Consider the following 25,359-nt stretch of genomic DNA (forward strand, 5'->3'; position numbering starts at 1 on the left):
CGGTCGACGGCAAGCGCCGTCCCACAGACTCAGGAGACACCATGCGCAATTCCATCCATCCCGCGGCGCACGCCGTTTCTTCACAAGGCGCGGCGCGTACGCTTGGCCGCCCCGCCGGCGCCACCACGCAGGAACGCCTGCGAGCCCTGGGCATGCTGCCGGTGCTGGTGCTGTTGTGCGCTGGCTTCACGGTGCTGACCGACAATTTCGCCAGCCTGCAGAACCTTTCGATCATCGCGCAGCAGGCGTCGATCAACCTGGTGCTGGCGGCAGGCATGACCTTCGTCATCCTGACGGGCGGGATCGACCTGTCGGTGGGCTCCATCCTGTCGATCTCGGCCGTCGCGGCGATGCTGACGTCGCTGACGCCAGAGCTCGGCGCGCTCAGCGTGCCTGCCGCCCTGCTTTGCGGCCTGCTGTTCGGGCTGGTGAACGGCGCGCTGATCGCCTTCATGAAGCTGCCGCCGTTCATCGTCACGCTTGGGAGCCTGACCGCGGTGCGCGGGCTGGCGCGGCTCGTCGGGCATGACAGTACGCTCTACAACCCCGACATCGGCTTTGCCTTCATCGGCAATGGCGACGTGCTGGGCGTGCCGTGGCTGGTGATCATCGCCGGTGCCGTGATCGCGGTGTCCTGGGCCGTGCTGCGCCGGACCGTGCTGGGACTGCAGATCTACGCCGTGGGCGGCAATGCCGAGGCAGCGCGGTTGTCGGGCATCAAGGTGTGGGCGGTGCTGCTGTTCGTCTATGCCGTCTCTGGGCTGCTGGCGGGGCTTGGCGGCGTGATGTCTGCCTCGCGCCTGTACGCGGCCAACGGCCTGCAGCTTGGCCAGTCTTATGAGCTCGACGCGATCGCCGCGGTGATCCTGGGTGGTACGAGCTTTGTGGGCGGCGTCGGCTCCATCGGCGGCACGCTGATCGGTGCGCTGATCATTGCCGCGCTGTCCAACGGACTGGTGCTGCTGGGCGTGTCGGACATCTGGCAGTACATCATCAAGGGGCTGGTCATCATTGGTGCGGTGGCGCTGGACCGCTATCGCCAGAAGGGCTCGGCCCGGACCTGAAACCGTACAGGAGACGGAAGTGATCAAGCAATTCCTGATGACAGTTGCGCTTGGCGCATGCTGCATGGCCGGGGCCATGGCACAGACGCCGGCCAAGGACAGCGCCACGGCCGCCGCGCCGCGCCAGCTGAAGAAGGTGGGCGTCACGCTGGGCTCCCTCGGCAACCCCTACTTCGTCGCGCTGGCCCGCGGCGCCGAAGCCGCCGCGAAGCAGGTCAATCCGCAGGCCAAGGTCACTGTGCTGTCGGCTGACTATGACCTCAACAAGCAGTTCTCGCACATCGACAGCTTCATCGTCGCCGGCGTGGACCTGATCCTGATCAACGCGGCGGACGCGCGCGCCATCGGACCGGCCGTGCGCAAGGCGAAAAAAGCCGGCATCGTCGTGGTGGCAGTAGATGTGGCCGCAGCCGGCGCCGACGCCACCGTGCAGACCGACAACGTCCAGGCCGGCGAGCTGGCCTGCGGTTTCATTGCCGAACAACTCAAGGGCCACGGCAACGTCATCATCCAGAACGGTCCGCCGGTGTCGGCAGTCCTGGATCGCGTCAAAGGCTGCAAGACGGTGCTGGCGAAGCACCAGGACCTTCATATCCTGTCGGACGACCAGGACGGCAAGGGGTCGCGCGAAGGCGGGCTCAACGTCATGCAGCTCTATCTGACTCGCTTTCCCAAGGTGGATGCGGTGTTTACCATCAACGACCCGCAGGCTCTCGGGGCCGACCTGGCCGCGCGGCAACTCAACCGCCGCGGCATCCTGATCGCATCGGTCGACGGCGCGCCCGACATCGAAGCCGCGCTGAAATCCGACACGCTGGTGCAGGCCTCCGCCAGCCAGGATCCGTGGGCCATTGCCCGCACCGCGGTGCAGCTGGGCGTCGGCATGATGAACGGCCAGCGGCCCGCCAAACCGGTGGTGCTGCTGCCCTCCACGCTGGTCACACGCGCCAATGTCAGCGACTACAAGGGCTGGTCGGCGCCGAGATAGCGCGCGCCCTGCCATACCCGAACACCCTTATGACCGTCCCAGGTGACATGATGGATAGCTCCAAGACCGGCGCGCAGGCCCCGGATTTCGATTTCGTATTGTTCGGTGCCACGGGCGACCTCGCCCGCCGCAAGCTCCTGCCCGCCTTGTTCGATGCGCATGCGGCAGGCGCGCTGCATCCGCGCGGACGGATCCTCGCGCTGGGCAGCCAGCCGCTCTCCCACGAGGCCTACCTTGCCATGCTCGACGACGAGGTACTGCCCGCGCTGGCCGGCAACGCCGTAGCCGCGTCCTGGCCGAGTTTCGTGGAACGCATCGTCTACCTGCAGGTGGACGCCAACGCCGAGCCGGGATTCGATGCTTTGGCGGAGCTCGTGAATGCCCGGGCCGCGCCGGTGGTCGTGTACTACCTGGCCACCGCCCCTCACCTCTTCGTCAGGATCTGCGAGCAGCTGTCGCGTGTCGGCCTGACCGATCAACGCAGCCGCATCGTCCTGGAAAAGCCACTGGGCCATGACCTGGAGTCGTCCGAGGAAATCAATTCGGCCGTGGCGAGATTCTTCGCCGAAGACCAGATCTATCGGATCGATCACTACCTGGGCAAGGAGTCCGTGCAGAACCTGATGGCAGTGCGTTTCGGCAACGTACTGTTCGAACCCTTGTGGCGGCGCGAGTGGGTGAAGGAGGTACAGATCACGATCGCCGAGGAACTGGGCGTGGAACGGCGCGGCAACTTCTACGACGGCATCGGCGCCCTGCGCGACATGGTGCAGAACCACTTGCTGCAGCTGCTGTGCATGGTGGCCATGGAGCCGCCCACCAGCCTGTCCGAAGACGCCATCCGCGACGAGAAGCTGAAGATCCTCAAGGCGCTCAAGCCGATCCAGCCCGAGGCCGTCGCGGAGAAAGTCGTGCGCGGCCAATACTGCCGCGGCGCAGCCGGTGGCGACCCTGTGCCGGGATACGTGAGTGAGCCAGGCATCCCGGCCGACAGCCGGACCGAGACCTTCGTCGCCATCAAGGCGGAGATCGCCAACTGGCGTTGGGCCGGCGTGCCCTTCTACCTGCGCACGGGCAAGCGCATGCAGTCGCGCGTGGCCGAGATTGTTATCCATTTCCACGATGTGCCCTGTGCGCTGTTCGAGCGCCCGCTGGGCACGCCGGCAGGGAACCGGCTGGTCATCACGCTGCAGCCGGAAGAGAGCATCCGGCTCTATTTCCTGACCAAGCAACCCGGCGACACACAGGCTCTGGTGCCGGCCTCGCTGGACCTCCAGCGCCCGGGAACAGGCACGCGCGTGCGCCGCATGGGCGCGTACGAGCGCCTGCTGCTCGATGTCATCCGCGGCAGGCTCGGCCTCTTCGTGCGGCGCGACGAGCAGGTCCAGGCCTGGCGCTGGGTCGCGCCCATTCTCAAGACGTGGCAGACCACCAACACGCCGCCCAAGCTGTACACCGCCGGCACATGGGGGCCGGCGGCCTCCAGCGCCCTGCTGTCACGCGACGGCATGGCCTGGCATGAAGAGATGTAGTCCAGTAGTCCAGTAGTCCAGTAGTCCAGTAGTCCAGTAGTCCAGTAGTCCTGTGGTCCGAATTTTCGTTGGAGCAGCCCCCGATGTCGACGTCCCTCCCCGCCTGGCAGTCCTTGCGCGAGCATGCCGCTAAGATTCGCCATACCCATATGCGTGACTGGTTCACGGGCCCGCACGGCCAGGCCCGCTCCGAGCGCCTGATGGTTGAGGCCTGCGGCCTGACCCTCGACTACGCCAAGAACCGCGTCACCGAGGACACCCTGGCGCTGCTGTTCGCGCTTGTCCGCCAGGCGCGCGTGTGCGAGCGGCGCGATGCCATGTTTGCCGGCGAACCGGTCAACACCACCGAGCGCCGCGCAGCGCTCCACATGGCGCTTCGCGCTCGCCCCGGCGATGGCTACCGCGCACTGGGCGTGCCGGTGGAGGCCGATGTATCCGCGGTGCTGGCGCAGATGGAACGGTTCGCGGATGCGGTGCGCAGCGGCGGCTGGACCGGCTTCGATGGCCGCGCCATCACGGATGTGGTCAACATCGGCATCGGCGGTTCCGACCTCGGGCCCCGCATGGTGTGCCGAGCCCTCGTGCAGGAGTCGAACCCGGGACCCCGCCTGCATTTCGTCGCCAACGTGGACGGCTACGACCTGGCCCGCACGCTGGCCCGCCTCGATGCCGCCACCACGCTGGTGATCGTCTGCTCCAAGACCTTCACCACGCTGGAAACGATGGCCAACGCCCACACCGCGCGCGACTGGTTCCTGCGCCATGGCGCCACGCAGTCAGACCTGGCCCGCCACTTTGTTGCGGTGTCGACCAACCGCGACGCCGTGGCGGCATTCGGCATCGACCCCGCCAACATGTTCCCGTTCTGGGACTGGGTGGGCGGGCGTTTCTCGCTTTGGTCGGCGGTGGGCCTGTCGATCGCAGTGGCGATCGGCTTTGACCGATTCCGACAGTTGCTGGATGGCGCTCGCGCGATGGACCGGCATTTCGCCGACGCCCAGCCCGAACAGAACCTGCCGATGATCCTGGGCCTGCTGGATGTCTGGTACCGAAGCTTCCTTGGCACGGGCAGCCGCTGCGTCGCGCCGTATTGCGAGCCGCTGGAACTGCTGCCGGCCTTCCTGCAGCAGCTCGAGATGGAGAGCAACGGGAAATCGGTGCAGCACGACGGCGCGGCGCTGGAGGCCGGCTCGGCAGCGATCGTATGGGGCACCACCGGTACCAACGGCCAGCATGCCTATTTCCAGATGGTGCACCAGGGCTCGCAACTGGTGCCCGTGGACTTCATTGCCTGCTTGCAACCGCACAGCGATCTGCCCGGCCACCATACCAAGCTGCTGGCAAATTGCTTTGCCCAGGGCGAAGCGCTGCTGCGCGGACGCACCGCCGCCGAAATACGTGCCGAGGGGCAGTCTGACGAGGCGCTGGTGCCGCATCTGGTGTTCGAAGGAAACCGGCCCAGCAACACGTTGCTGCTGCAGCGGCTGGATGCGTTCCACCTGGGGGCGTTGCTGGCGATGTCGGAACATCGCACCTTTGTGCAAGGCGCGCTTTGGAACATCAACCCCTTCGATCAATGGGGTGTGGAACTTGGCAAGATGCTGGCCCGTCCCATCGAGCGCGAACTGGAAGGAGCGCCCCCGCAGCCGCATGACGCGTCGACGGCCGCGTTGATCCGTCGCGCCTGTCATGCCAGAGCCATGGCGCCGGGCTGACTCCGTCATGCAAGGCGCCAGATAGAACTTGATCTCAACCGACCCATCCAGGAGTCATCGATGTCCAAACCCCTGCCCCGCTACGTCGTGTTCGGCGAGGCGCTCACCGACATGGTTCTCCAGGCCGACGGAAGCTGGCTCAGCCTGCCGGGCGGTTCCTGCTGGAACGTGGCCCGCGTCGGGGCGCGCCTGGGCATCGACACGGCCTTTGCCGGCGCTGTCAGCCAGGACCTGTTCGGCGATGCACTGGCCCGGGCCACCGAGGAAGCCGGGCTCGACATGCGTTTCCTGCAACGTGTCGAGCGTTCGCCGTTCCTGGCCTTTATCGCTTCACGCCATCCACCGCAGTACTTCTTCGTGGGCGACGACAGTGCCGACCTGCATTTCGAGCCGGCCCGTTTGCCGCAAGGGTGGCGCCAGGCGGCGGAAGTCATTCACTTCGGCTCCATCAGCCTGGTACGGCAGCCGCTGGCCGCGCGCCTGTGCGAGGAAGCCACGCAGGCAGCTGCGGCCGGCAAGCGCATTGCCTTCGACCCCAATTACCGCGAACTCATGAGCGCACAGGGCTATGGCGAAACGCTCGCGCACATGCTGAGGCTGGCGTCCTACGTCAAGATCTCGGATGAAGACCTGGCGGGCCTCTTTCCGGCGCTGCCACTGGACGCCGCGCTCACGCAGGTGCGGGCCATGGCGCCGAACGCCACCATCATGCTCACGCGCGGCGCCGATGGCCTGACGCTGCTCCAGTCGGACAACGTGGTGGAGCAGCCGGCGTTCCAGGTGAACGTTGCCGACACTGTAGGTTGCGGGGATGCGGCCATGGGCGGCTGGATAGCCGCGGTGCTGAGCGAGCCGCGAGCGGACCTTGCGGGCCAGGCGCAACTAGCGGCGGCGGCAGCGGCAGTCGCGGCCAGCCATGCGGGGGCCTATGCGCCGTTGCGGCGAGAGCTGGAGGGTTTGGTGGCAATGCCCCGGAGATCGGCGTGATTGCCGATGAGCCAGAGAATCGTCAGGCGAAGTACTCTTCGTCGATTTGAAGCAGTTGCTCTTCCACGAGATGAGCGCCCTGTTCGGTGCCGGCCAGTTCCAGTGGAGACCTGTCAGCCATGCGCTGCTGCTTTTTGCGCAACCAATGCAAAGCGCGTTCCGGTTGCCCGAAGATGCCGGCAGCGTGGGCAAGGATCCTGGCCAGCCGGATGGCCTTGTCGGATTCATCCACGGTCAGGGCCTCACCTTTGACTTTACGGTGGCTGAGCGTTCGACGCGGAATGATGAACGCCAGTTCGTCCCATACCAGCCCCGCGTGAAGCAGGCGGTCGAGCGTTTCGACGGGCAACCGGCGGGCAGCCAACGTGGCTAAATCGGCACCTGATTGGACGTCCGAGCCCAGGAGCTCGCTCAGTTCATGCAAGTAGCGGTCGTGTCGCGGCCATGTCCCGGACGGGACAAACTCGATCGTATGCATGTGGTCTCCGGAAACATGCCCATATCATGGCGGCATTTTGCCAAACCGGCCATTGCAAGTGTTTCGCTACCGTGTGGCTTCAACAATGATGCTTTCAATCACCCGTATCTGCGGCGCCTTTCTGGTCAGGTAACGCTTGGCCTGCGGCGTCTCATCGTCCAGATAGCCCCACCAGTCCCAGCATGCGTTGGGGTTCGGCTTCACCCAGCTGGAATCGGCAATCGGTAACGCCGCGGGCATGGCGCAAACCTCCCCATCAATGGACGTCTGATGATCGAGCGCGGGATAGATGACGATGACCTTGTAGTAATCCGCCCAGTTGTTGTAGCCCGCGGTGACGGCAAACTCTTTCGCCGTCTGCTTGCAGCCATGCAGGGCAATATGTACCCGGCAACGGCTGCCGCTACTTCGGCAGGACGGCGGCACGTAGAGATACCCGGTATCCGCCATATCGAAGTTCTTGCGCCGCGCGGTGCTGAAGGGTAGCCACCAGATGCCGTCCGCGGCGACCTTGCCGTCGCTCTTTTTTATCTTGTCGATGAGCGGCTGTTGTTTGAACGCCCAGACCTCCGTTGCCGGAATGTCCCTGACACGCCGGGTCGGATCGTAGGTCGTGGCCGGGCCATACAGGGCGTGGAAAAGCTTTCCCGCATTGTCTTCCGCGCCACAGCGGCGAACGTAGGTCTTTTCCTTGCCATCGGACTGGCACGCATCGGTCCCGTCGGGGGAGATAAAGCCGTGGCCGGCCCGGTTGCTTCCGTCTGCGGCATTCCCTCTGTCTACGACGGGCGCCTTCCCGATGAACGCAGTCAGGAAGTCAATGCTCGCCTGACCCGACTGCTTGACCACGGTATGGTCTTCCGGGCTCTGGAAGACATAGGCGCGCTGAAGTGCCACCGGCTTGCCCGCGACCAGTTGGTCGATCGACCCGCTCGCCGCTTGCGCGCGGGCGCCGGCAACCTGGGGAGCGGGAGGCTGCCGTCCACACATGCAGTCATTGATCGCCACGGATAGTCGGCCGTCTGCGCAGCCCCATCCCGGGCCGGCAATGGAGCCTACCCCGACGATGGAACTGGAATGGGCGACAGCGTACTGAATGGCCATGGCAGCGCCGGATGAAACGCCTGAAATGGAAACCTCATTGGGATTACCACCGCGAGCCAAACCTCGCCCATCGTCGGCGTGGGCCGGACTGAGCGCAGTGAGAATCACGAAAGCGAAGATTTCGAATTGACGCCGCACGTTATGTCTCTCCTCCAGGACACGCAGGCTGGCGCAAGCCAGTCGTTTGCCGAGGCTGCCGCTCACCGACGGAACCAGAGCATCGACAGCACGCACGCCGCCACGAGCAAAACAACCGAGCCTGCCGCGAACAAGGCACCGATCTCGACTTCCCTGCGCTCGAGTGCGAAGCGGCCGCTCAGTTGGCGATACACGCGCGTCAGGTCGGCGGCCGAGCCGGCCTGGAAGTATTCGCCGTCCGTGAGCGTCGCGATCTGGCGCAAGGTCGGTTCATCCACCTGCATTTCGTAAGACAGGCTCGAGCCCTCTGCACCTGCGTCCTGCACCGCACCGAAGCCCACGGTATAGACGCGAAGGCCTCGCTGGGCGGCCATGCGCGCGGCGTCCAGGGGATCCGGGCCGGTCGTGCGCCGACCATCACTGAGCAGGATCACCGCACCGTGCCGGTAAGAGCCGGGCGCCGCCCCGGGCTGTTCCAGATCGCGCTTGCGGACGGCATTTGCCGCGGCGGCCTCTGTCAGCGATCGGCCGCCAGTGCCCGGCGCAAGCGACTCGCCGCCAAAGAGGATCCCTTCCAGGTCGATGCCGTCATTGGGAAACAGCACCGCCAGCGACTGGATCAGCCCGCTGCCTGTCGCTGTGCCGTTCTGAAGCTCGAAGCGGTCGATCGCGTCGAGCATGCGAAGCCGGTTGTCGGTGGGCGGTAGCACCACGATCGCCGTGGCAGCAAAGGAAACAATGCCCAGGCGCACACCAGGCGGCAACCCGACGATCAGATCGCGCGCAGCCTGCTGGGCGGCGCTGATGCGGGTGGGCGCGACATCGCTCGCCGCCATGCTGCGCGAGACGTCCATCGCGAGCACCAGGGTGACGGTGTCAGACGGCAGCGTGAGGGTGGCGGTGGGACGTGCGCACGCCAGCAGGGCCGCGGTCAACGCAAACACGAACAGCAGCGGCGGGATGTGACGCCGCAGCCGCTGCCTGCGACCCAGCGCGGCGCGCGGCAGCGCAAGGCTGGCATACAACACGGCAGATTTCTTGCGCCGCGCAAGCAGGTACAGGTAAGTGGCCGCCAGCAGGGGAAGCGAAAGCAGCAGCCAGAGCATCTGCGGCCAGAGAAACTGCATGCCCTGCTCCTTGGCGCGTAAGTAGGACGATGGTACCGGTATTTCCCGGGTTGACGGTACCTCGCAGGGCAATCGAAGGACTATGATCTACGCATGGGTCTCGAACCCCGGCAAACGACCATGCCAGCTGGCATGCGAAATGCGTATGCCCGGGCTGTTAGAGGCCTTAGGCCCGGCGGGAGCGCCCCGCCGGCCCGCAGCCTTGTCAAAACGACACGGTCATGGCAACGCGCAGCGGCAATCTGTGGAAGCGGTTCCTTGATATCGCCAGGCCATACTGGGTATCACGGGAAAAGGGAAAGGCTTGGGCGCTGTTGCTGGTCCTCGTCGGCTTGCTGCTAGGCCAGACCTGGACCAATGTGCGCTTCAACGAGCAGACAGGCGAATTTGCCTCGGCGCTCGCGGCCGGCGACGCTGACCGCTTCTGGTATGCCATCCGGATCTTCGTCTACGTGCTGCTGGCGGCCGTTCCCGTGTACGCCTTTTACTACTACACGCGCAACCGGCTGTTCATGCAGTGGCGATGCTGGATGACGCAGCAGTACCTGGAAAAGTACTTCGGCAGCTGCGCCTTCTACGCGCTGAACAACAACACGACCATCGACAACCCGGACCAGCGCATCTCTGAGGACATCAGCACGTTCACGCAGCAATCGTTGTACTTTCTGCTGCTGATGCTGGGCTCGGTGCTGCAGCTGGTTGCGTTCAGCGGGGTGCTGTGGTCGATCTCGCGCGAGCTCGTGGTGTTCCTGGTGCTCTATGCCGTCTGCGGCACGGTGGTTTCGGTGCTGTGCTTCGGCAAGGTGCTGATCGGGCTGAACTTCTACCAGATCCGGCGCGAGGCCGACTTTCGCTTCAGCCTGATCCGGGTGCGCGAGCATGCGGAGTCGATTACGTTCCATCGCGGCGAGCAGCATGAGTTCCATCACGTGCGTGGCCGCTTCCAGCATGTGTTCGCCAACTACAACCGCCTGAACCGCTGGCAGCTCAACCTCTACCTGTTCCAGTATGCCTATGCGTTCCTGACACTGATGCTGCCGAGCGTCATCGTCGCCAACCGCGTGCTCGACGGCGAACTGGAAGTCGGCAGTGCGATCCAGGCTGCGGGAGCGTTCACGGCGGTGCTGGCGGCCGTGACGGTCATTGTCGACAACTTTGAAAGCCTGAGCCGCTTCGTGGCGGGCCTGGACCGGCTTGCCACATTCGCTTCGTCGCTCGCGCATACGCGCGTGATGCGGCGCAAGCCCGGTAGCCGGATCGATCATCAGCGCGGTGACACGCTGTCACTGGAACACCTGACCCTGCACACGCCCGACTATGACCGTACCCTGCTGAAGGATCTGAACGTGACAGTCGGAAAGGGCCAGAGCCTGCTGATCGTCGGTCCCAGCGGTGGGGGCAAGAGTTCGCTGATGCGGGCCATCAGCGGGCTGTGGAACTGCGGCAGCGGCCGCATCGTGCATCCGGAGCCCGGGCAGATGCTGATCTTGCCGCAACATCCGTACATGGCGGTCGGCAACCTGCGCTGCCAGCTGCTGTATCCCGACCAGGACCGCCGCATACCGGATTCCGAACTGCTGAAGTTGCTCGACCAGGTCAACCTGCCCGACCTGGCAGAGCGCGTCGGCGGCCTGGACGCGGAGCTGGACTGGTGCAAGGTCCTGTCGCTCGGCGAGCAGCAGCGGCTGGCCTTCGCGCGCCTGTTGCGGGCTCGTCCGCGTTACGCGCTGCTCGATGAAGCCACCAGCGCACTCGATGGCGGCAACGAGGCCGCACTCTACAGCCAGCTTGTCGCCGGCCATACCACGATTGTCAGCGTCAGCCACCGCCCCACCCTGCTCAAATATCACGTCCAGGTGCTGGAATTGTGCGGCAACGGCGATTGGCAACTCCGCACGCCGTCGGACTGCAGTTTTGCGTGGTAGCGGCAGTGGAGCCCGCAGCGTGAGCTAAGGGACAGCGGTGCCCGCGATTCTGGCGAGGTGGGTCGTCTCGTACGTTATGCCGTCGCGTACAACGGCGTCACCACCTTGCTGTAGAACTTTTCCCCCAGGGCCGTCAGGCACGGCCGACGCTGCGTGATGCCGCGCCGCACCCATTCGATCATGCCTTTATTCGCCAGCCCCTCCAGTTCCAGGACGTCGGTCGCATGGTATGGCGCGTTCCGCACAAGAATCAGTGCCGAGATTTCATGGTGACTGAGCATTGCGTCTCCGATCTAGCTTTCGGGCGGCACAACCGGGTATGTGCGGCCAGAGGTCAAATCATCTCGCAGCAGGACCTGCATTGCCCGTTGAAACTGCGTATCCGGGTAACCAGTTTCGACGCTTTGTGCGTGATGGTCAGTGCCGGACTCGGCATCGGCATACTGCCGGAGGCGATCGCACAGCGTAACTGCGCCACGATGCCGCTATGCATCGTACCGCTCAGCGATGCGCTGGCGAGGCGCGAGTTCCTGCTGGCCGTGCGCTCCATGGATGCCTTACCCGTGGCGTCGCAGATGCTGGTGCGACATTTCCTGGAAACGGAGGATGGCACGGAAGGAGTCTGAGCCCGCGAGGATTGTCTGTGCCACTGACCCTGCCAATCCAAGGAATCATCATGAATTTCATCACCAGTGCCGGCCCGCTTATTTCTCTGATCGCGGGAATCCTGATTCTTGTCATGCCTCGTCTGCTTAACTACATCGTCGCCATTTACCTGATCGTCATTGGCATACTCGGACTGTTCGGTGGACATTTGCGATGACATGAGCACACCGGTCGGCAGATAAGCAGAATCGAGTTGATACCTTCAACCGCCCTTTCGCGATGTTGAGCCTTTGGTCGCAGCTCTTTCGCCGCGCCGATTCTCCGCGCGATCGGACAGCCAATTGACAACTTGCACGCCGAAGCTGGCCGGCGTCTTGTCGACGACGCGCCGAGAAAGATCAGCCAAGGTATGCTGCTTCAGCTCCGCTCGCATGACTTTCTCTGCAGCCTGCATGACAGCGTGAATCGCACATACGCCACGCGTTGCCCAATTCGGTGCATGATCATCGAAGACTGCACAGCGCCCCCGGATCTCGAGGCAGTCGAACAGCGCCTTCTCGCCGTCGATCGCAACCACGACATCCAGAACGGTAATCTGGTTGGCGGGCCGCGCGAGCCGGAATCCGCCCTTGATGCCCTCCGTCGCGATCACCAGCTCAGCTTTGGCCAGCTTGGTGAACAGCTTCGCCAGGAAGTCTTGTGGCACCCCCTGAAGCTCGGCGAGATCACGGACGCTAGCCTCTTCCACTGCCGCGTGCGAGCGGGTCAGGTAGAGCAGGCAGTGCAGGCTATATTCAACGCCAGTGCTGATGTGGGACATGACATACTAGGACTTCAACTATCGTAGTTGAGATGCTATACAACTTCCTCGTCCAACGCAAGCGAGCGCGCCCCCTGGGATCACAGCGCCGATCCCGCTCTCGCGAAGACTGACTAGCTTTATCCCAGGTTGTCGACCTGCGGCGGGCGGCGAAAGCTGACTGCGGCGATTGAATGCACTCATCAGGCCGACCGCCATGGTCAGTTCGGCGAACTCCTTTTCGCTGAATGCGGCTGCGGCAGCACGGAAGGCCTCGTCAGGAACGTGCGTGACAGAAACGCGAGTCACGGACTCGGCCCACGCGAGTGCCGACTTTTCTCGCTCACTGAAGCATGCATCTGCCTCTTGCCAGACTTGCAGGCGCGCGAACTTTCCGATCGTCACACGTTTCTTCGCCAGGTCGCGCGTGCGCATGTCCAGGCAGTACGCGCAGTCGTTGATCTGGCTTACTCGCACCGAGATCAGACATGGGAACTACAAAATCGCTTGCCGTTCTTAACGGCGACTAATATGATCGTAGTTATGGTCAGCGTTCACCGCCCATTGATCGGTTCGACGCCGTAGCGGAGTTGGCCTGTTACATGAAACTGAGGTTTGAATCAGGAGCACAAAAGATGTCGAAACGCATTCTTGTCATCGGCGCCGGCTTTGCCGGCATGTGGAGCGCGCTGGCTTCGGCCCGTTTGCTTGACCAGGTTGGGCGCGCCGATGTGGAGATCGCGCTAGTTGCACCGGAGCCGGAACTGCACATCCGTCCCCGCCTCTACGAGCAGAATCCGAACGGGATGAAGGCGCCCTTGCAGGAAATCTTCAAGGCCGTTGGCGTCAGGTTCATCCAGGGAAAGGTGGAGCACATCGATGCTGCAAACCAGACGGTGAGCATTGCAGGCGTTGGTGCGGATACATCAAGCCAGCGCGTGGACTATGACCGCCTGGTACTCGCTGCAGGGAGCCGCCTGTTCCGTCCAAAGATTTCAGGGCTGGACCAGCACGCCTTCAACGTCGACCAGGTGGCGGATGCCGCGGAACTTGAAGCGCATATCCATAGGCTGGCTACGCGCCCGGAGAGCGAAGGACGCAATACGGTAGTGATCGCTGGCGCTGGCTTCACCGGCATCGAGACAGCTGCCGAAATGCCGGCTCGCTTGCGCGAAGTCCTCGGCGAGGACGCTGCCGTGAACGTGATCATGGTCGAGCGCAGTGCCGCAATCGGCCCTGACCTCGGGGAAGGTCCACGCCCGGTCATCACGCAGGCGCTTACCGAACTCGGCGTGACATGGCGGCTCGGCTCGGGTGTGGCGGCGGTTGATGCGAAAGGCGTCATGCTCGAGAACGGGGAGCGCATCGAGGCAGACACCGTAATATGGACGGCGGGTGCCCGGGCCAGCGAACTCACCGCACAGATTCCGGCAGAGCGAGACAATTTCGGCCGGCTTCATGTGGACCGCAACCTGAAGGTCAAAGGGGTAGACGCGGTGTTCGCCACAGGCGACTGCGCCTATGCTGCCACCGATGACGAAGGGAACTTCGCCATGATGTCTTGCCAGCACGCGATGAATCTCGGCCGCTCCGCAGGCCACAACGTTGCCGCGGACCTGGTGGGCGAGGCGCAGATTCCCTATAGCCAACCGAAGTATGTGACCTGCCTGGACCTGGGGCCTTGGGGCGCTGTCTACACCGAAGGTTGGGACCGCCAGGTCACGATGACGGGCGGTGTCGCGAAGTCGCTCAAGACCCGCATCAATACCCAGTGGATCTATCCGCCGAGCGCCGATCGCGCTGAGGCGCTTGCATTGGCTGACCCACTGCGCATCGTTGTGGCCTGACGGCGCAAGGCAGGAGGAAAAGAGTGGTGATCCACACGGATCGCCGCTCACCTCCTCGCCGCAAGTGCTCTTGCACAGACGCTGCCGGCGATTCTTCCGCTCGACTCCGAGTCAGCGCCAGGAGGCATGCGGCCGGGTGCGGCATGTTTGAGCATCAGGGACTATTCTTGCAGGAGCAGCGGCCCACGGTATGCGGCATGCTGCGCCCCCCCGATCACTTGGCAAGCGCACTCGGACGGGTTTCTTAATCGTGTCCCAACAGGCGAGGCTATCATGAGCAAAACCCTTCTATCCGGCCTGATTCTTGCAACAGCGGTCGTGGCTACGGTGCCGCTTGCATATGCGCAATCCAAGCCGGATCCCTACACGCAAGGGGCGAAGGCCGGCAAAGCCGATCCGTTCACCGACGGCGCCAAGACCGGCAAGTTTGATACCTATACCGACGGTGCCAAGCAGTCGACGCGCTCAGACCTCGCGCCGGGTGCGAAGCCGGACCCATACACCGATGGCGCGCGCACAGGCAAGCCCGACCCGTACACTGACGGCGCCCGCACCGGCAAGCCCGACCCGTACACTGACGGCGCAAAGACCTCCAAGTAGCCCGTCCTGCAGTCCTTCGAATGCAGGGATATTGGCATACAACCCCGCGCGCGTTTGCCCGCTCGCGGGGTTTTTGCATTTGGCCGGCGAGGATGTTTACGCCCTCACGCCCTCCTCCGCTTCACCATCGACGCGAACTCGCAAATCGCCCTTGCTGACCTCAAAGAGCGCGCTGCCGAACTGCTGGCGTACGCCCCGGCGCTCGCCGCCTTGACGGCGCCCATACCGCGTGGCCGTCGCCGATGCGCCCGAGAGTAAACTGCGCAGAACAATCGGTGCATTGCCATCCGGACAATAAGAATGAATCTCGCAAGGATCGACCTCAACCTGCTGCGCGTCTTCGATGCGGTGTACGAAGATCGCAACCTGCTGGCCGCTGGCAAGCGCCTGCATCTCAGTCAATCAGCCATCAGCCACGCACTGGGCCGTCTTCGCGACGTGCTCCAGGACGATCTCTTCGTCCGCACAGCCAAGGGCATGGAGCCGACCGCCCGCGCAGTGACAATGGCGACGCCCATCCGGAACGCGTTGCGGCAGATCCAGACCGCGCTTGGTGATGAACCCTTCGATCCGGCCAGCGCGCGCCGGGAGTTCGTGGTGGCCGCCAACGACTACATTACATTGCTTCTGCTCAGCCGGCTGAGCCAGCGCCTGCGCGCGGAAGCGCCGATGGTCGACCTTGTGGTGCGCCCTTCGACAAGACTCGATCTGGCCGGGCAGATCGACATCGGCCGCATCGATATCGCTATCGGCATCTTCGCGGAGGTGCCGACGCGGTTCCAGTCGATGCTGGTCTGGAAGCAAACCGAGGTAATGGTCGCGCATCGCGATCATCCGATCGGCGACCGTCCGCTGACTCATGATGACCTGCTGACCTATCCACTGGTCGCCGTGTCACTGGGCGGGCAGGAGGAAGGCGCGGTCAGCGGCTTTATCGTCGAACGCGGCCTTGCACGGCAATCGGAAATGTTCGACCGGCAGGCGCTGGAAGATGCGTTCACGGGTTCAGCAACGCTGCCGCGTATCCGCGTCGCCGTGGCGCATTCGCTGGCGATACCCTCTCTGGTTCGCCACAGCGACATGCTGGCGCTCGTGCCTTCGCCGTTGGGTCGCGAGTTCGAGCGTCATGGTGAACTGCGCATTCATCCGTTGCCCTACCCCGCGCCCGTGACGTCGGTACGGGCAGTGTGGCACGGCCGCAATGACGAAGATCCGGCCTTGCAATGGCTGCGCAAGCAGATTGCCGATGTGGCGAGCCAGGTGAGAACTTAACAACTCCCGTTTGCTGCAAGGTTACCTCGCACGCATTTCACCGCAGTCGGCGAAACTCGGCATGCTGGTGATTCCGCAGGGATTCTCGCTGGGAACCGCGCATCAGGCATTCGACGCGCATGGCCACCTTTTCCAGGAGCCGGTGGCTCGCCGATGACGACGAGCCGCCCTTCATCCCGCGAGTCAGTGAGCGTCGGGTGCCTTGACGTTGTAGGCAATGCGGCCTGCCGGCAGGAAGAAGAGCGCGATCACTGCGCCGCCCTTGGCCTCGGGATAATGATGACTGCCAGGTGCAGGCGCAGTCCATCCGCCGTAGCACCAGCCATTCGGCCCCGCCAGCGCCGCGCCTTCATTGAGCGATACCACCATATTGAACTCGCCATAGGGGTGGGAATGATAGTCGCCGCGGAAAGCATCTTCCGGGTTGTGCTGATCGTTGCCCGAGCTGTCCATATAGACCGCGGTAATGCTGAAGCCGAAGGTCGTCTCCGACGGATCGACAAGGCGCGATCGCCGGTACTTGCGGCCCGCGATTTCCGCGTTGGCGGCCCAGCCTTCCTCTTCGACACCAATCGTGATCAGTCGGGCGAGATCCCGATACAACACGCTTTCGCGACCGTATTTGGTGTTCAGCCATTGCTCGACTTCGCTTCCGGTGGTCATGTCCTTGACCTCTTCAAGAAACGGAATGCAGCGAGCGATCAATTGCTCCTTGTGGCTGGTTGCTTCGGTGTTCGACATAAGGTCCTCATGGTCTCGGTTCGGCGTCGGCTCGCATCGCCAGCGATGCTGACGATGTGCCCGCGTAGCGGCGTTTCTGCCTGCAGGCACGATGCCATACGGTGCACAACCGCGGAAGCGACAACCGTTCAAGGTGACATTGCATGCCGTGCAAGAGGCGCCATGTGTGACGCAGGTTTCGCCGTTCAATATCCATATGCATAGATTTCAATGGCTCGTACATGTCGAACATGCGATCAATAAATTAGCGCTTATGCGAGGCAAAAACGTTCCGGCACGATCAATTCACGCTGGCTTTCCTGCATGTTCGAAGCATTAATGTCCCTGACCAGGAATTCTGTTTCGCGAACGGCCTGCCCTTGTCGGGGTTGACCCTGTTGCCGCTCGCCATTGGCAAACCTATGCTCCGCCCCGATAGCGCTCGTCGCCCGTCGAGAGCCCTGATCAATAGTCATCCCCACAGGAGTTGCCATGAGTCACCACCAGAGCGCGACATCGAAAGTCATCGATGTCCAGCAGTTCATTGATGAACATTCTTTTTCCCCATATCAATGGCTGATCCTGTTCATCTGCTTTCTGATCGTCGCGGCGGACGGATTCGACACGGCAGCGATCGGCTTTGTCGCGCCGGCCGTCGCCAGGGAATGGTCCATTCCCGTCAGTGCATTGGGGCCGGTGCTCAGTGCTGCGCTGGTCGGCCTGGCGCTGGGTGCGCTGCTGGCAGGACCGATCGCCGACCGGATTGGCCGGCGCAGGGTCTTGATCGGTTCGGTCTTCTTCTTCGGCCTCTGGACGGCGGCGTGCGTTGCCGCGACGGACATCTGGCAACTGACCGTGTTCCGCTTCCTGACCGGCATCGGTCTCGGCGCGGCCTTGCCCAACGCGACCACGCTGCTGTCGGAATACGTGCCGGCGAAACGACGCGCATTGCTACTGAACATCATGTTCTGTGGCTTTACGCTGGGTGCCTCGGCAGGAGGACTTGCGGCGGCCGCATTGATTCCCGACTTCGGATGGCGATCGGTCTTCGTGGTCGGCGGCGCTGTACCGGTCCTGTTGGCGATCGGCCTGATCCGGCTCCCCGAATCGATCCGCTTCATGGTGATCAGGGACTGGCCAATCGAGCGGATCCGTCACGTTCTGCGGCGGATTGCCAATGACCCTGCTATCGCCACGTCGCGCTTTACCGTCTGGGAAAACCAGGGGGATTCGCAACGCACACCGATCGGCGCGATGCTCGCCAGGCCGTACCGGTTCGGCACGCTGACGCTATGGCTGGCCTATTACATGGGGCTGCTCGTCTATTACACACTCACGAGCTGGATGCCAACGCTGATCCGCGAGGCAGGCTTCAGCTTGCGCGAGGCAGCGCTCGTTACAGCGCTGTTTCCGGCGGGTGGCGTGCTTGGCGCGCTGATTTTCGGCTGGTTGATGGATCGCTGGAATCCCAGCCGAACCGTTGCACTGGCCTTCCTGCTTCTCGGCGTCGCGGTCTGTGCGATGGGACAAGGAGCGGCCAGCACCGGGTCGCTCGCGGTTCTGACGTTTGTGGCAGGCGTTTGCATGACCGGCGCGCAGATGTCGATGCTTGCATTGGCCGCGCTGTTCTATCCCACCCACAGCCGCGCGACCGGCGTGGCCTGGATGCTCGGTGTGGGGCGCTTCGGTGGCATTCTCGGTGCCATGGGCGGCGGCACGCTGCTCGCGGCGGGCTACAGCATGATCTACATCTTCACGCTGATGGCCGCGCCGGCATTCGTTGCCGCATTGGCCCTGTTCGCGATGGCATGGGACCGCGCGCGACCGGCACTCGCCGTTCATTGAACCGCCGCAGCTGTGCAGCGGGTGCAATCGGCCCTTGCACATGTTTCACCGTGCGCTTCCCGTATGCCATGCCATGATGAGGAAGCCTCCTTTCTTGTTTTCAGCTCATGACCATTACCCGAGACTCTCATCCAACTGCCACGATCGTCGACGGCATCATCCGCGCCCGTCGAGCCGTGAGGTATTTCCGGCCTGATCCGGTACCGCAACGCATGGTCGAGGACATCCTCGACGTGGCGAGATTTGCGCCCAGCAACTCGAATATCCAGCCGTGGCATGTTTACGCGTTGGCCGGGCAGGAGAAAGCTGCGCTGAGCGAAGCGTTGAGTCAGGCGCATAGGGAGGATCGACATCCGCCATTGCGGCATATCCCCGACCCGCTTCCCGAAGCGATGCGAGTTCGCCAGGAGGCATTCGGATCGGTGTACTACGGCGCGCTGGGCATACCCAAACAGGATCTGCAGCAACGCACGAAGGTAACGGCGCGAAACTTCGACTTCTTCGGCGCGCCGGTCGGCTTGATCTTTGCGATCGATCCATCTCTTACCAAATTCAGCTGGCTGGACTATGGGCTGTTTATCCAGACGATCATGATTGCCGCCAGCGCCATCGGCCTTGCCACATGCCCTCAGGTGTCGTTCGTGCGCTATCAGGACATCATTTCCAGACACCTCGATTTTCCCGACGGTTTCCAGGTCGTGTGCGGAATGAGCCTCGGTTTCCCCGATGACGAGTCGACTGTCAATCGCCTTGATATGGCGCGTGAGCCGGTTGATGGCTTTACGCGTTTCCTGGGGTTCGGTGATTGAGTGTGCCGTCGTGTACGCGGCGCACGCCAACACCAACGTCGGCCAGCAACCGCTCCGCGACGGTGCGCACGCGCCGGCCGTCTCGCTGCCGGGCAGGCATCTGCCCTGGATCCCTGCGCCTGGACAACGAGGCGGCCGCGAAGGGCCGCCCTGTTGCCTTGGCTTAGGAGAGTCAGGCCCCGCTGCCGCGCGCATCGCTGTGCCCGCCGTCGGTGAAGCCATCACGCGAACCGATGCGCGCGCCATCAGTAAAGGGATCGCGCGAACCGATGCGCGCCCCATCGGTATAGGGATCGCGCGGGCCGTTGTGGCTCGGGGCGGCCACGATCAGTGCATCAGCATAGCCGCCGGCATGGGCGGTTGGGCTGAAGCCGGCAACCAGCGCAGCGGTGGCAAGAAGGGTCCTGGCAAGATTCTTGTGCATGGCAATCTCCAACATGGGTGTCGGCGGCGCTGCCGCGGCGGCACTCCTCGTGCAGGCGATCAATCGAAACGACACGTGCCACACGGGATCGCCTCTGCCGTGCAAGCCGTTGCCTGGCGTGGGCCGGCCGCAGGTCGTGGCTGCGGCGTAGGCCCGGACTCCTGGATCAGTGGGGGCGCATGGGGAAAGGACCGCCCTGCCCTAGCGCAACAGGTAGAGCGAATGCTGGTCTCCATTTGCCAGTGCGCCGGTGCCCGCGATCGCGGTCATGGCGTGATCGCTGGGATAATCCGCGTCGGCCCCGGTGTCGCGGCAACCGGCGCAAGCCAGCATCAACGCTGCAAATCCGATGCACAACAAGCTGTTCATGGAAATCTCCTTCCGCGGGGCGCGCGGGGTACTTGCGCCCCATGTCGCAATCGTGTTGCTTCAGGCTGGCCTGATGTTCTGATTCACGCGGAACAGGTTGGCCGGGTCGTACTTGCGCTTGATCTCCGCCAGCCGCGCGTAGTTGTCGCGATAGGACGCCTTCACGTTGTCATTCCCTTCGTCCATCATCATGTTGATGTAGCCGCCGCCCGCAGAGTGCGGATGCAGGGCCAGCCAGTAGTCTTTCGCCCACTGCACGATGCGGTCGTTGTTGGCCGGATCGGGATCCACGCCAACAATCACGCTCGCAAAATTGGCATCGCGGTAGCTGAAGGCCGTGTCGTCGCAACCGGCACGATGCGCTGCGCCATTGATCGGATACAGGTGCATGGTCGAGTGCATCGACGGCAACTGCTGCGCGTACTTGATGTGCAGATCGATCGCCTTGTCGCTGAGCTCGCTGACGAAGTCGGCTTTCCAGTACCACTGCAGGCCAGCCGGATACAGTCCGTCGAACAGGCTCTGCAGGACCGGCCAGGGGATCGGCCCGGCAAAGTCCACCGCGGGCGGCATGGCCTGGCGAATCGGACGGAAATGCGCGTCGGCCTCATCGAGCGGCCCGGTGTAGCACCACACGACGGCGCACATCTTCTGCAGGTGGACTTCCTCCGGGAACGGCGGCGCAGGCGGCACGGTCACGAAGCCGAACCAGCCATTGATCTGCTGCGGCGCGTGCAGGATAAAGTCGCGCCACCAGGCCATCAGTTCGCGTGCCTGCTCCATCGGCCACAGCATCGGGCCGCCATAAACTGTGGCAACGGGATGCGCCTTGAACTCGAACGACGTCACCACGCCGAAGTTGCCACCGCCGCCGCGCAATGCCCAGAACAGGTCGGCGTTTTCCTTGTCGCTTGCGGTGACGATGCGCCCGTCGGCCAGCACGACCTCGGCGCTGAGCAGGTTGTCGATCGTCAGGCCGTAGGCGCGGCTGAGGTAACCGATGCCGCCGCCGAGCGTCAGCCCGCCCACGCCGGTTGTCGAGATGAAGCCACTTGGCGTTGCCAGCCCGTAGGCACTGGCGGCGTGATCCACGTCGCCCCAGGTGCAGCCACCGCCCACCCGCAGCGTCTTGCGTCCGGCATCGACAAACACGCCCTTCATTGGCGACAGGTCGATGACCAGCCCACCGTCGCAGGTGCCGAGCCCGGCACCATTGTGCGCACCGCCGCGCACGGCCAGCAGCATCCCGCTGTCGCGCGCAGCGTTCACCGCGGCAACGACGTCCGCCACATCGACGCAGCGCGCGATGATCGCGGGGCGCTTGTCGATCATGCCGTTGTACACGGCACGCGCCTGATCGTAAGCCGTGTCACCGGGCTGAATCAGTTGTCCGCGAACATTCGCCTTGAGGGCGGTTGCGACGGCTTCGCTCATCGACGTTTCCATGATTGCCTCCTGTCCGGCTGGTATGCAGGAGTTTTAGCAACCTCGGCGTTTCGAAAGCGTTAGGTGTGCCGTTACATGGGGGTTCTGTCGCCCGACCGGAGTGTGTCGGTCGCGCGGAGACTAACGCGCGAGTAACGCTCGCGCCGTGATGATGTCGGGCTGATCGAAGCCCTCGGTGAATCGCGCAAGCGGCGCTTCGACCACCGCATGCGCAGCGGCGCGTCCTTGCCCGGTACGCAGTGCCGCCCATGACAGGGTGGCACGCAGTTCAAGCGGGAGCGCGCGCTGGGCCGTGGCGATCTCGATCGCCTTGGTCAACGATGACTCGGCTTCGGCAAGGTTGGCGCTGCTGCGCAGCAGCAATTCGCCGCGCAGACGGTACAACTCTGCGTCCATCCAGTGCTCGCCAGTGCGCCCGGCACATTCGAACGCCTGGTCCAAAGCTGCCAGCGCTGTCTCGACCTCTCCCACGTCGCCGAGGCATTCAGCCAGCATGCCCAGATAAAGCGGAAGACGCAGGCGTGCGCCCGTCGCGTGAAAGCCCTCGAGAGCCGCCTGCATCGCCACTACCGCGTCGGCGCCGGGCGACCGTTTCGCGTTGGCCCAGGCGAGCAGCATGTCTGCCCAGGCGAGGTAGTAGCCGACGTGGTATTGCTCGGCGATCTCGCGCGCCTGGCGGGCATAGTCCTGCGTGAGACCGTGCTCGCCTCGTAGCGCATGCTGTGTCGCGAGATAGGACAGCGCAAGCGCCCGGGAGAACGGGTGCGCTACCCGGTTCGCTATCTCCAGTGCTTCGTGGCCACGCTGAAGCGCCTGATCGGCAAGCCCGCGGAACCACAGTGCGTGCGCCGACCACGCGGCAGCCAGCACGCCGAAGTTGCCGCCCATCAGGGACGCATGCTCGGCGTGCTGGGCTTCGTCATAGTCGGCGTGCGCGCGTTGATACGCCGGCTCGGCAGCGAGCCAGTCGCCTTGCTGGACCAGGCTGCCCATGATGCTGGTCCATGCCATCACCGAGTAGGTCCCCGAACCCGGCCTGCCCAATCCCGCAAGCAGCTCCTCGCTCAGGCTGCGCGCCTGTGCAAGTTCCGCCCGCACCGCCAGGAAGAATGACAGGCTGACCTGGGCGCGGGCTTGCTGATTGCTGTCCCCCACCAGCCGGCTCAGTTCCACCGCGCGCCGCAGCGGCGCGTCCAGTTCAGGGGCGGCCCAACCCCGGGCGATGCGAATCGGTGGCGCAAGGTCGAGGTGCAGGGCCAGCGACTGACTGGCGCGCTCCTGCGGATCGGCAATCTGCTCCGCTTGCACCAGCCCTCGCGTCAGCAATGCCATGGCGTCGTCATAGGCATACACACGCTGCGCAACACTGGCCGCGCGCCGATAGAATGCCGCCGCCTGGGCTGGCTGGCCCGCCTGCTCATAGTGCCAGGCGATCTGCGCGCTTGCCGCATCGGGCGCATCGCCTGGCGCCCGCTCGAGCGCTCGCGCCACGCGCAAATGCAGGCGGCGGCGCTGCAGCGGACTGACTTCCGCGTAGGCAACGTCGCGGATCTTGTCATGGCTGAAGTCGAAGGCCAGGCCACCACTGTCGGTCTGGCGCACGATGCGCCGCTGCCACAACTCGTCCAGCGCGCCAGTCAGGGCATCCTCGTCGAGGTCGCTGGCCTGGGCGAGGATGTCGGTCGTGAATGCCCGGCCAATGATTGCAGCCACCCCGACCATATCGCGGGCTTCCGGCGGAAGCTGCGCCAGCCGGTTCGAGATGATGGTGTAGACCTTGGGCGGCAACTTCGACGCCATGCCGCCCTGTGTGTTGCCGACCGGCACGGTGTCGGAGCGGGCCCGCGTCATCTCGACCGCAAACAGCGGGTTGCCCTCGCTCTCTTCAAACAGCCGGGTGGCTTCCGTGTCGGCCAGCGGCCGGTCCAGGATCTGGGCCGCAATCTTTGCCGTCTCGGCGGCATCCAGTGTCGCCAATGGGATCTCGATGAACTGGTCGTCGCGGCGCAGTGCGTCCAGCAACCGGTTCGCAGCATGTCGCGGCATGATTTCCTCGGGCCGCGCCGTTGCGACCACCATCACCCTTGCCGTCGCGTCAAAGCGCATCAGGAATCGCAGCCATTCGAGTGTCTCGCCGTCGCACCATTGCAGGTCGTCGAGCAGCAACAGCAGCGGCCCGCCTTGTGCAAGCACGGCTCGCGCCAGCGCCTCGAAGAACCGCTGGCGTTGCCAGTACTCGGTAAGCGGCGACGGCGGCGATAGTCCGGCTTGCTGCGTGAGGAGTTCGGGCAACAGTCGCGTGACCTCGCTCAGCCACAGTCTGTCGAGCTTGCCGATTGCGCCGCTCAGGGCAGCGCTGCGCAGCCAGCCGGTCACCGGCGCAAACGCGAGCTGACCCTCGGCCGCATAGGCGCGCGAATGCGCGACGGTGATGCCTTGCTCGGCCAGATGGACCAGCAGTTCCTCTGCCAGGCGCGACTTGCCGATACCGGCCTCGCCCAGGATCAGGACAAACTGCTTGTCGCCCAGTTGGGTACGCTGCCAGACCTCAAGAAGCCGGCGCCATTCGCCATGCCGGCCAATCATGGGCAGCATTGCCTCCCGCGGGCGTTGGCGCTGCATGGACGCGCCCTGTCCTGCCAGCCGCGCATAGGCCTCGCGCATGGGTTCGCCGGGCAGGACGCCCAATTCGCGCGCGAGCGTTTCCACGCACGTTTGATAGGCGCGCATGGCCGATGCGTGATCGTGGTTCAGGGCATGCAGGCGCATCAGCGCCATGCAGGTCGGCTCGCGGCACGGGTCGAGCCGCTGCAACTGCTGTGTGTACTTCAGCGCCTTGGCATAGTCTCGCCGGTCCTCGCCCAGTTGACCGAGGCGTGCAAGCGCCGCGATGCACTGTTCGCGCAGCCTTTCGCGTTCGGGGTGAATCCACTCGTCGTAGCAGTTGGCCAGCAGGTCACCGCGATAGAGATCCGCGGCATGCGTCAGCGATTCTTCTTCAGCGCCTGGGTCGCCGTGCCTTGCGGCCCTGGCCGCAGCCGCAAGCGCCGACTGGAACTGGGCGACATCGAGGTCGAGCGCTGAATCGGGCAGCCATCGCACCGTTTGGGCATCGGCATGGACGAACTGATCTGCCTCCGGCCAGGCCTTGCGCAGCTGGAACAGCAGCTGACGCAGGGCATTGCGCGCCTGTGCCTGCGAGGAATCCGGCCAGAACAGGACCGCAAGCTGCTGCCGTGTCTGCGGTGCGTCGCGATGCAGGACAAGACAGGCGAGCAGCGCCTGCAAACGGGGCGAGTTTGCGTTGAACCTGGGCGCGTCGGCGCCGTCGAGCTGGAACTCTCCAAACAGACTGACGGAGTAGCGGGTCTGGGAAGTCATGCTGGCGCGCAATACGGCACAAGGCGACGGGGAACTCCTGATCGGCCGCGTGCGATGCGCACTGCGGAAGCGTTCGTGCGGGTGCTGTCTGTCTCACAACCACGCCCGCGCGAGCGGCATTCGTGACTATATCTCCAGTTTCGGGTATTTCGTCTCTTTATTCCGACCTCCAATTCCGACAGC

24 protein-coding genes and 1 pseudogene are annotated in these 25,359 nt (G+C 64.1%); 14 read left to right on the plus strand and 11 right to left on the minus strand.

What is annotated here, in order from left to right; genetic code table 11:
- Positions 1–41: 41 nt before the first annotated feature.
- The 5 genes from KHO41_RS10805 (at position 42) to KHO41_RS10825 (ending at position 6,286) form a co-directional block, all read left to right on the plus strand.
- A complete protein-coding gene (locus tag KHO41_RS10805) occupies positions 42–1,064 on the plus strand; it encodes an ABC transporter permease subunit (protein ID WP_211953280.1) in 1,023 nt (340 codons plus the stop codon).
- A gap of 64 nt (positions 1,065–1,128) precedes the next feature.
- On the plus strand, positions 1,129–2,052 hold the full coding sequence (locus KHO41_RS10810) for an ABC transporter substrate-binding protein (RefSeq protein ID WP_211953385.1): 924 nt from the start codon (positions 1,129–1,131) through the stop codon (positions 2,050–2,052).
- 50 nt (positions 2,053–2,102) lie between these two features.
- The gene (gene zwf / locus KHO41_RS10815; RefSeq protein WP_211953386.1) at positions 2,103–3,584 is read left to right on the plus strand and encodes a glucose-6-phosphate dehydrogenase; all 1,482 of its coding nucleotides are present in this window, start codon (positions 2,103–2,105) and stop codon (positions 3,582–3,584) included.
- 83 nt (positions 3,585–3,667) lie between these two features.
- On the plus strand, positions 3,668–5,299 hold the full coding sequence (gene pgi / locus KHO41_RS10820; protein WP_211953281.1) for a glucose-6-phosphate isomerase: 1,632 nt from the start codon (positions 3,668–3,670) through the stop codon (positions 5,297–5,299).
- Positions 5,300–5,359: 60 nt separating this feature from the next.
- Positions 5,360–6,286 (plus strand): carbohydrate kinase family protein, encoded by a 927-nt coding sequence (locus tag KHO41_RS10825; RefSeq protein WP_211953282.1) that lies wholly within the window; start codon positions 5,360–5,362, stop codon positions 6,284–6,286.
- Positions 6,287–6,308: 22 nt separating this feature from the next.
- Here KHO41_RS10825 and KHO41_RS10830 read toward each other — a convergent pair whose 3' ends face one another.
- The 3 genes from KHO41_RS10830 to KHO41_RS10840 form a co-directional block, all read right to left on the minus strand.
- Positions 6,309–6,764 carry an antitoxin Xre/MbcA/ParS toxin-binding domain-containing protein gene (locus KHO41_RS10830; RefSeq protein ID WP_211953283.1) on the minus strand — a complete coding sequence of 152 codons (456 nt, stop codon included), beginning with the start codon at positions 6,762–6,764 and terminating at the stop codon, positions 6,309–6,311.
- Positions 6,765–6,830: 66 nt separating this feature from the next.
- Positions 6,831–8,006 (minus strand): extracellular catalytic domain type 2 short-chain-length polyhydroxyalkanoate depolymerase, encoded by a 1,176-nt coding sequence (locus tag KHO41_RS10835; RefSeq protein WP_211953284.1) that lies wholly within the window; start codon positions 8,004–8,006, stop codon positions 6,831–6,833.
- A 62-nt stretch (positions 8,007–8,068) separates the two neighbouring features.
- Entirely contained in the window at positions 8,069–9,133 is a 1,065-nt protein-coding gene (locus KHO41_RS10840; RefSeq protein ID WP_211953285.1) for a VWA domain-containing protein, read from the minus strand.
- 221 nt (positions 9,134–9,354) lie between these two features.
- On the opposite strand from KHO41_RS10840, the gene KHO41_RS10845 reads away from it, so the two are divergent.
- Positions 9,355–11,058: an ABC transporter ATP-binding protein/permease gene (locus KHO41_RS10845; RefSeq protein WP_211953286.1), complete on the plus strand. Its 1,704-nt coding sequence runs from the start codon at positions 9,355–9,357 to the stop codon at positions 11,056–11,058.
- A gap of 74 nt (positions 11,059–11,132) precedes the next feature.
- On the opposite strand, the gene KHO41_RS10850 is transcribed toward KHO41_RS10845, so the two are convergent.
- Complete coding sequence (locus KHO41_RS10850) at positions 11,133–11,339, minus strand: hypothetical protein (protein ID WP_211953287.1); 207 nt, start codon at positions 11,337–11,339, stop codon at positions 11,133–11,135.
- Between KHO41_RS10850 and KHO41_RS10855 the strand changes: the two genes are divergently transcribed.
- Both KHO41_RS10855 and KHO41_RS10860 read left to right on the plus strand, forming a co-directional pair.
- Positions 11,325–11,684 carry a LysR substrate-binding domain-containing protein gene (locus tag KHO41_RS10855; RefSeq protein ID WP_244873788.1) on the plus strand — a complete coding sequence of 120 codons (360 nt, stop codon included), beginning with the start codon at positions 11,325–11,327 and terminating at the stop codon, positions 11,682–11,684. The genes KHO41_RS10850 and KHO41_RS10855 overlap by 15 nt on opposite strands.
- A 50-nt stretch (positions 11,685–11,734) precedes the next feature.
- On the plus strand, positions 11,735–11,881 hold the full coding sequence (locus KHO41_RS10860) for a DUF3096 domain-containing protein (RefSeq protein ID WP_211953288.1): 147 nt from the start codon (positions 11,735–11,737) through the stop codon (positions 11,879–11,881).
- Between the two features lie 45 nt (positions 11,882–11,926).
- Here the strand turns inward: KHO41_RS10860 and KHO41_RS10865 are convergent, their stop codons facing one another.
- Both KHO41_RS10865 and KHO41_RS10870 read right to left on the minus strand, forming a co-directional pair.
- Positions 11,927–12,484, minus strand: a complete 558-nt coding sequence (locus KHO41_RS10865) for an RrF2 family transcriptional regulator (protein ID WP_211953289.1) — start codon at positions 12,482–12,484, stop codon at positions 11,927–11,929.
- A gap of 119 nt (positions 12,485–12,603) precedes the next feature.
- Positions 12,604–12,949: pseudogene (locus KHO41_RS10870) on the minus strand (carboxymuconolactone decarboxylase family protein); the annotation flags it as partial.
- Between the two features lie 149 nt (positions 12,950–13,098).
- On the opposite strand from KHO41_RS10870, the gene KHO41_RS10875 reads away from it, so the two are divergent.
- From KHO41_RS10875 to KHO41_RS10885, 3 genes are all read left to right on the plus strand, one after another.
- A complete protein-coding gene (locus KHO41_RS10875; protein ID WP_211953290.1) occupies positions 13,099–14,310 on the plus strand; it encodes an NAD(P)/FAD-dependent oxidoreductase in 1,212 nt (403 codons plus the stop codon).
- Between the two features lie 273 nt (positions 14,311–14,583).
- Positions 14,584–14,910 carry a hypothetical protein gene (locus KHO41_RS10880; RefSeq protein WP_211953291.1) on the plus strand — a complete coding sequence of 109 codons (327 nt, stop codon included), beginning with the start codon at positions 14,584–14,586 and terminating at the stop codon, positions 14,908–14,910.
- A 300-nt stretch (positions 14,911–15,210) separates the two neighbouring features.
- The gene (locus KHO41_RS10885) at positions 15,211–16,182 is read left to right on the plus strand and encodes a LysR substrate-binding domain-containing protein (protein WP_211953292.1); all 972 of its coding nucleotides are present in this window, start codon (positions 15,211–15,213) and stop codon (positions 16,180–16,182) included.
- 183 nt (positions 16,183–16,365) lie between these two features.
- On the opposite strand, the gene KHO41_RS10890 is transcribed toward KHO41_RS10885, so the two are convergent.
- On the minus strand, positions 16,366–16,923 hold the full coding sequence (locus tag KHO41_RS10890; protein WP_211953293.1) for a 4-hydroxylaminobenzoate lyase: 558 nt from the start codon (positions 16,921–16,923) through the stop codon (positions 16,366–16,368).
- A 471-nt stretch (positions 16,924–17,394) separates the two neighbouring features.
- Here KHO41_RS10890 and KHO41_RS10895 point away from each other — a divergent pair, with 471 nt between their 5' ends.
- Positions 17,395–18,747: an aromatic acid/H+ symport family MFS transporter gene (locus KHO41_RS10895; protein WP_211953294.1), complete on the plus strand. Its 1,353-nt coding sequence runs from the start codon at positions 17,395–17,397 to the stop codon at positions 18,745–18,747.
- A gap of 107 nt (positions 18,748–18,854) precedes the next feature.
- The gene (locus KHO41_RS10900) at positions 18,855–19,556 is read left to right on the plus strand and encodes a nitroreductase (protein WP_211953295.1); all 702 of its coding nucleotides are present in this window, start codon (positions 18,855–18,857) and stop codon (positions 19,554–19,556) included.
- Positions 19,557–19,728: 172 nt separating this feature from the next.
- Here KHO41_RS10900 and KHO41_RS10905 read toward each other — a convergent pair whose 3' ends face one another.
- A complete protein-coding gene (locus KHO41_RS10905) occupies positions 19,729–19,980 on the minus strand; it encodes a hypothetical protein (RefSeq protein WP_211953296.1) in 252 nt (83 codons plus the stop codon).
- On the opposite strand from KHO41_RS10905, the gene KHO41_RS10910 reads away from it, so the two are divergent.
- Positions 19,979–20,131 carry a hypothetical protein gene (locus tag KHO41_RS10910; protein WP_211953297.1) on the plus strand — a complete coding sequence of 51 codons (153 nt, stop codon included), beginning with the start codon at positions 19,979–19,981 and terminating at the stop codon, positions 20,129–20,131. The two genes, KHO41_RS10905 and KHO41_RS10910, sit on opposite strands and share 2 nt — an antisense overlap.
- Before the next feature lie 50 nt (positions 20,132–20,181).
- Here KHO41_RS10910 and KHO41_RS10915 read toward each other — a convergent pair whose 3' ends face one another.
- The 3 genes from KHO41_RS10915 to KHO41_RS10925 form a co-directional block, all read right to left on the minus strand.
- Positions 20,182–20,349 carry a hypothetical protein gene (locus KHO41_RS10915; protein WP_211953298.1) on the minus strand — a complete coding sequence of 56 codons (168 nt, stop codon included), beginning with the start codon at positions 20,347–20,349 and terminating at the stop codon, positions 20,182–20,184.
- 60 nt (positions 20,350–20,409) lie between these two features.
- Positions 20,410–21,795 carry an FAD-binding oxidoreductase gene (locus KHO41_RS10920; protein ID WP_211953299.1) on the minus strand — a complete coding sequence of 462 codons (1,386 nt, stop codon included), beginning with the start codon at positions 21,793–21,795 and terminating at the stop codon, positions 20,410–20,412.
- 120 nt (positions 21,796–21,915) lie between these two features.
- A complete protein-coding gene (locus KHO41_RS10925; RefSeq protein ID WP_211953300.1) occupies positions 21,916–25,176 on the minus strand; it encodes a BTAD domain-containing putative transcriptional regulator in 3,261 nt (1,086 codons plus the stop codon).
- Between the last annotated feature and the right edge of the window lie 183 nt (positions 25,177–25,359).

The organism is Cupriavidus numazuensis (assembly GCF_905397435.1).
Lineage (GTDB): Bacteria > Pseudomonadota > Gammaproteobacteria > Burkholderiales > Burkholderiaceae > Cupriavidus > Cupriavidus numazuensis.

Bases quoted from the DNA above. Each gene is read 5' to 3' on its own strand.
- KHO41_RS10805 (WP_211953280.1), top strand. From the start codon at position 42: ATGCGCAATTCCATCCATCCCGCGGCGCACGCCGTTTCTTCACAAGGC.
- KHO41_RS10810 (WP_211953385.1), top strand. From the start codon at position 1,129: ATGGCCGGGGCCATGGCACAGACGCCGGCCAAGGACAGCGCCACGGCC.
- zwf (WP_211953386.1), top strand. From the start codon at position 2,103: ATGGATAGCTCCAAGACCGGCGCGCAGGCCCCGGATTTCGATTTCGTA.
- pgi (WP_211953281.1), top strand. From the start codon at position 3,668: ATGTCGACGTCCCTCCCCGCCTGGCAGTCCTTGCGCGAGCATGCCGCT.
- KHO41_RS10825 (WP_211953282.1), top strand. From the start codon at position 5,360: ATGTCCAAACCCCTGCCCCGCTACGTCGTGTTCGGCGAGGCGCTCACC.
- KHO41_RS10830 (WP_211953283.1), bottom strand. From the start codon at position 6,764: ATGCATACGATCGAGTTTGTCCCGTCCGGGACATGGCCGCGACACGAC.
- KHO41_RS10840 (WP_211953285.1), bottom strand. From the start codon at position 9,133: ATGCAGTTTCTCTGGCCGCAGATGCTCTGGCTGCTGCTTTCGCTTCCC.
- KHO41_RS10845 (WP_211953286.1), top strand. From the start codon at position 9,355: ATGGCAACGCGCAGCGGCAATCTGTGGAAGCGGTTCCTTGATATCGCC.
- KHO41_RS10855 (WP_244873788.1), top strand. From the start codon at position 11,325: ATGGTGACTGAGCATTGCGTCTCCGATCTAGCTTTCGGGCGGCACAAC.
- KHO41_RS10850 (WP_211953287.1), bottom strand. From the start codon at position 11,339: ATGCTCAGTCACCATGAAATCTCGGCACTGATTCTTGTGCGGAACGCG.
- KHO41_RS10860 (WP_211953288.1), top strand. From the start codon at position 11,735: ATGAATTTCATCACCAGTGCCGGCCCGCTTATTTCTCTGATCGCGGGA.
- KHO41_RS10865 (WP_211953289.1), bottom strand. From the start codon at position 12,484: ATGTCCCACATCAGCACTGGCGTTGAATATAGCCTGCACTGCCTGCTC.
- KHO41_RS10875 (WP_211953290.1), top strand. From the start codon at position 13,099: ATGTCGAAACGCATTCTTGTCATCGGCGCCGGCTTTGCCGGCATGTGG.
- KHO41_RS10880 (WP_211953291.1), top strand. From the start codon at position 14,584: ATGAGCAAAACCCTTCTATCCGGCCTGATTCTTGCAACAGCGGTCGTG.
- KHO41_RS10885 (WP_211953292.1), top strand. From the start codon at position 15,211: ATGAATCTCGCAAGGATCGACCTCAACCTGCTGCGCGTCTTCGATGCG.
- KHO41_RS10890 (WP_211953293.1), bottom strand. From the start codon at position 16,923: ATGTCGAACACCGAAGCAACCAGCCACAAGGAGCAATTGATCGCTCGC.
- KHO41_RS10895 (WP_211953294.1), top strand. From the start codon at position 17,395: ATGAGTCACCACCAGAGCGCGACATCGAAAGTCATCGATGTCCAGCAG.
- KHO41_RS10900 (WP_211953295.1), top strand. From the start codon at position 18,855: ATGACCATTACCCGAGACTCTCATCCAACTGCCACGATCGTCGACGGC.
- KHO41_RS10910 (WP_211953297.1), top strand. From the start codon at position 19,979: ATGGCAATCTCCAACATGGGTGTCGGCGGCGCTGCCGCGGCGGCACTC.
- KHO41_RS10905 (WP_211953296.1), bottom strand. From the start codon at position 19,980: ATGCACAAGAATCTTGCCAGGACCCTTCTTGCCACCGCTGCGCTGGTT.
- KHO41_RS10915 (WP_211953298.1), bottom strand. From the start codon at position 20,349: ATGAACAGCTTGTTGTGCATCGGATTTGCAGCGTTGATGCTGGCTTGC.
- KHO41_RS10920 (WP_211953299.1), bottom strand. From the start codon at position 21,795: ATGGAAACGTCGATGAGCGAAGCCGTCGCAACCGCCCTCAAGGCGAAT.
- KHO41_RS10925 (WP_211953300.1), bottom strand. From the start codon at position 25,176: ATGACTTCCCAGACCCGCTACTCCGTCAGTCTGTTTGGAGAGTTCCAG.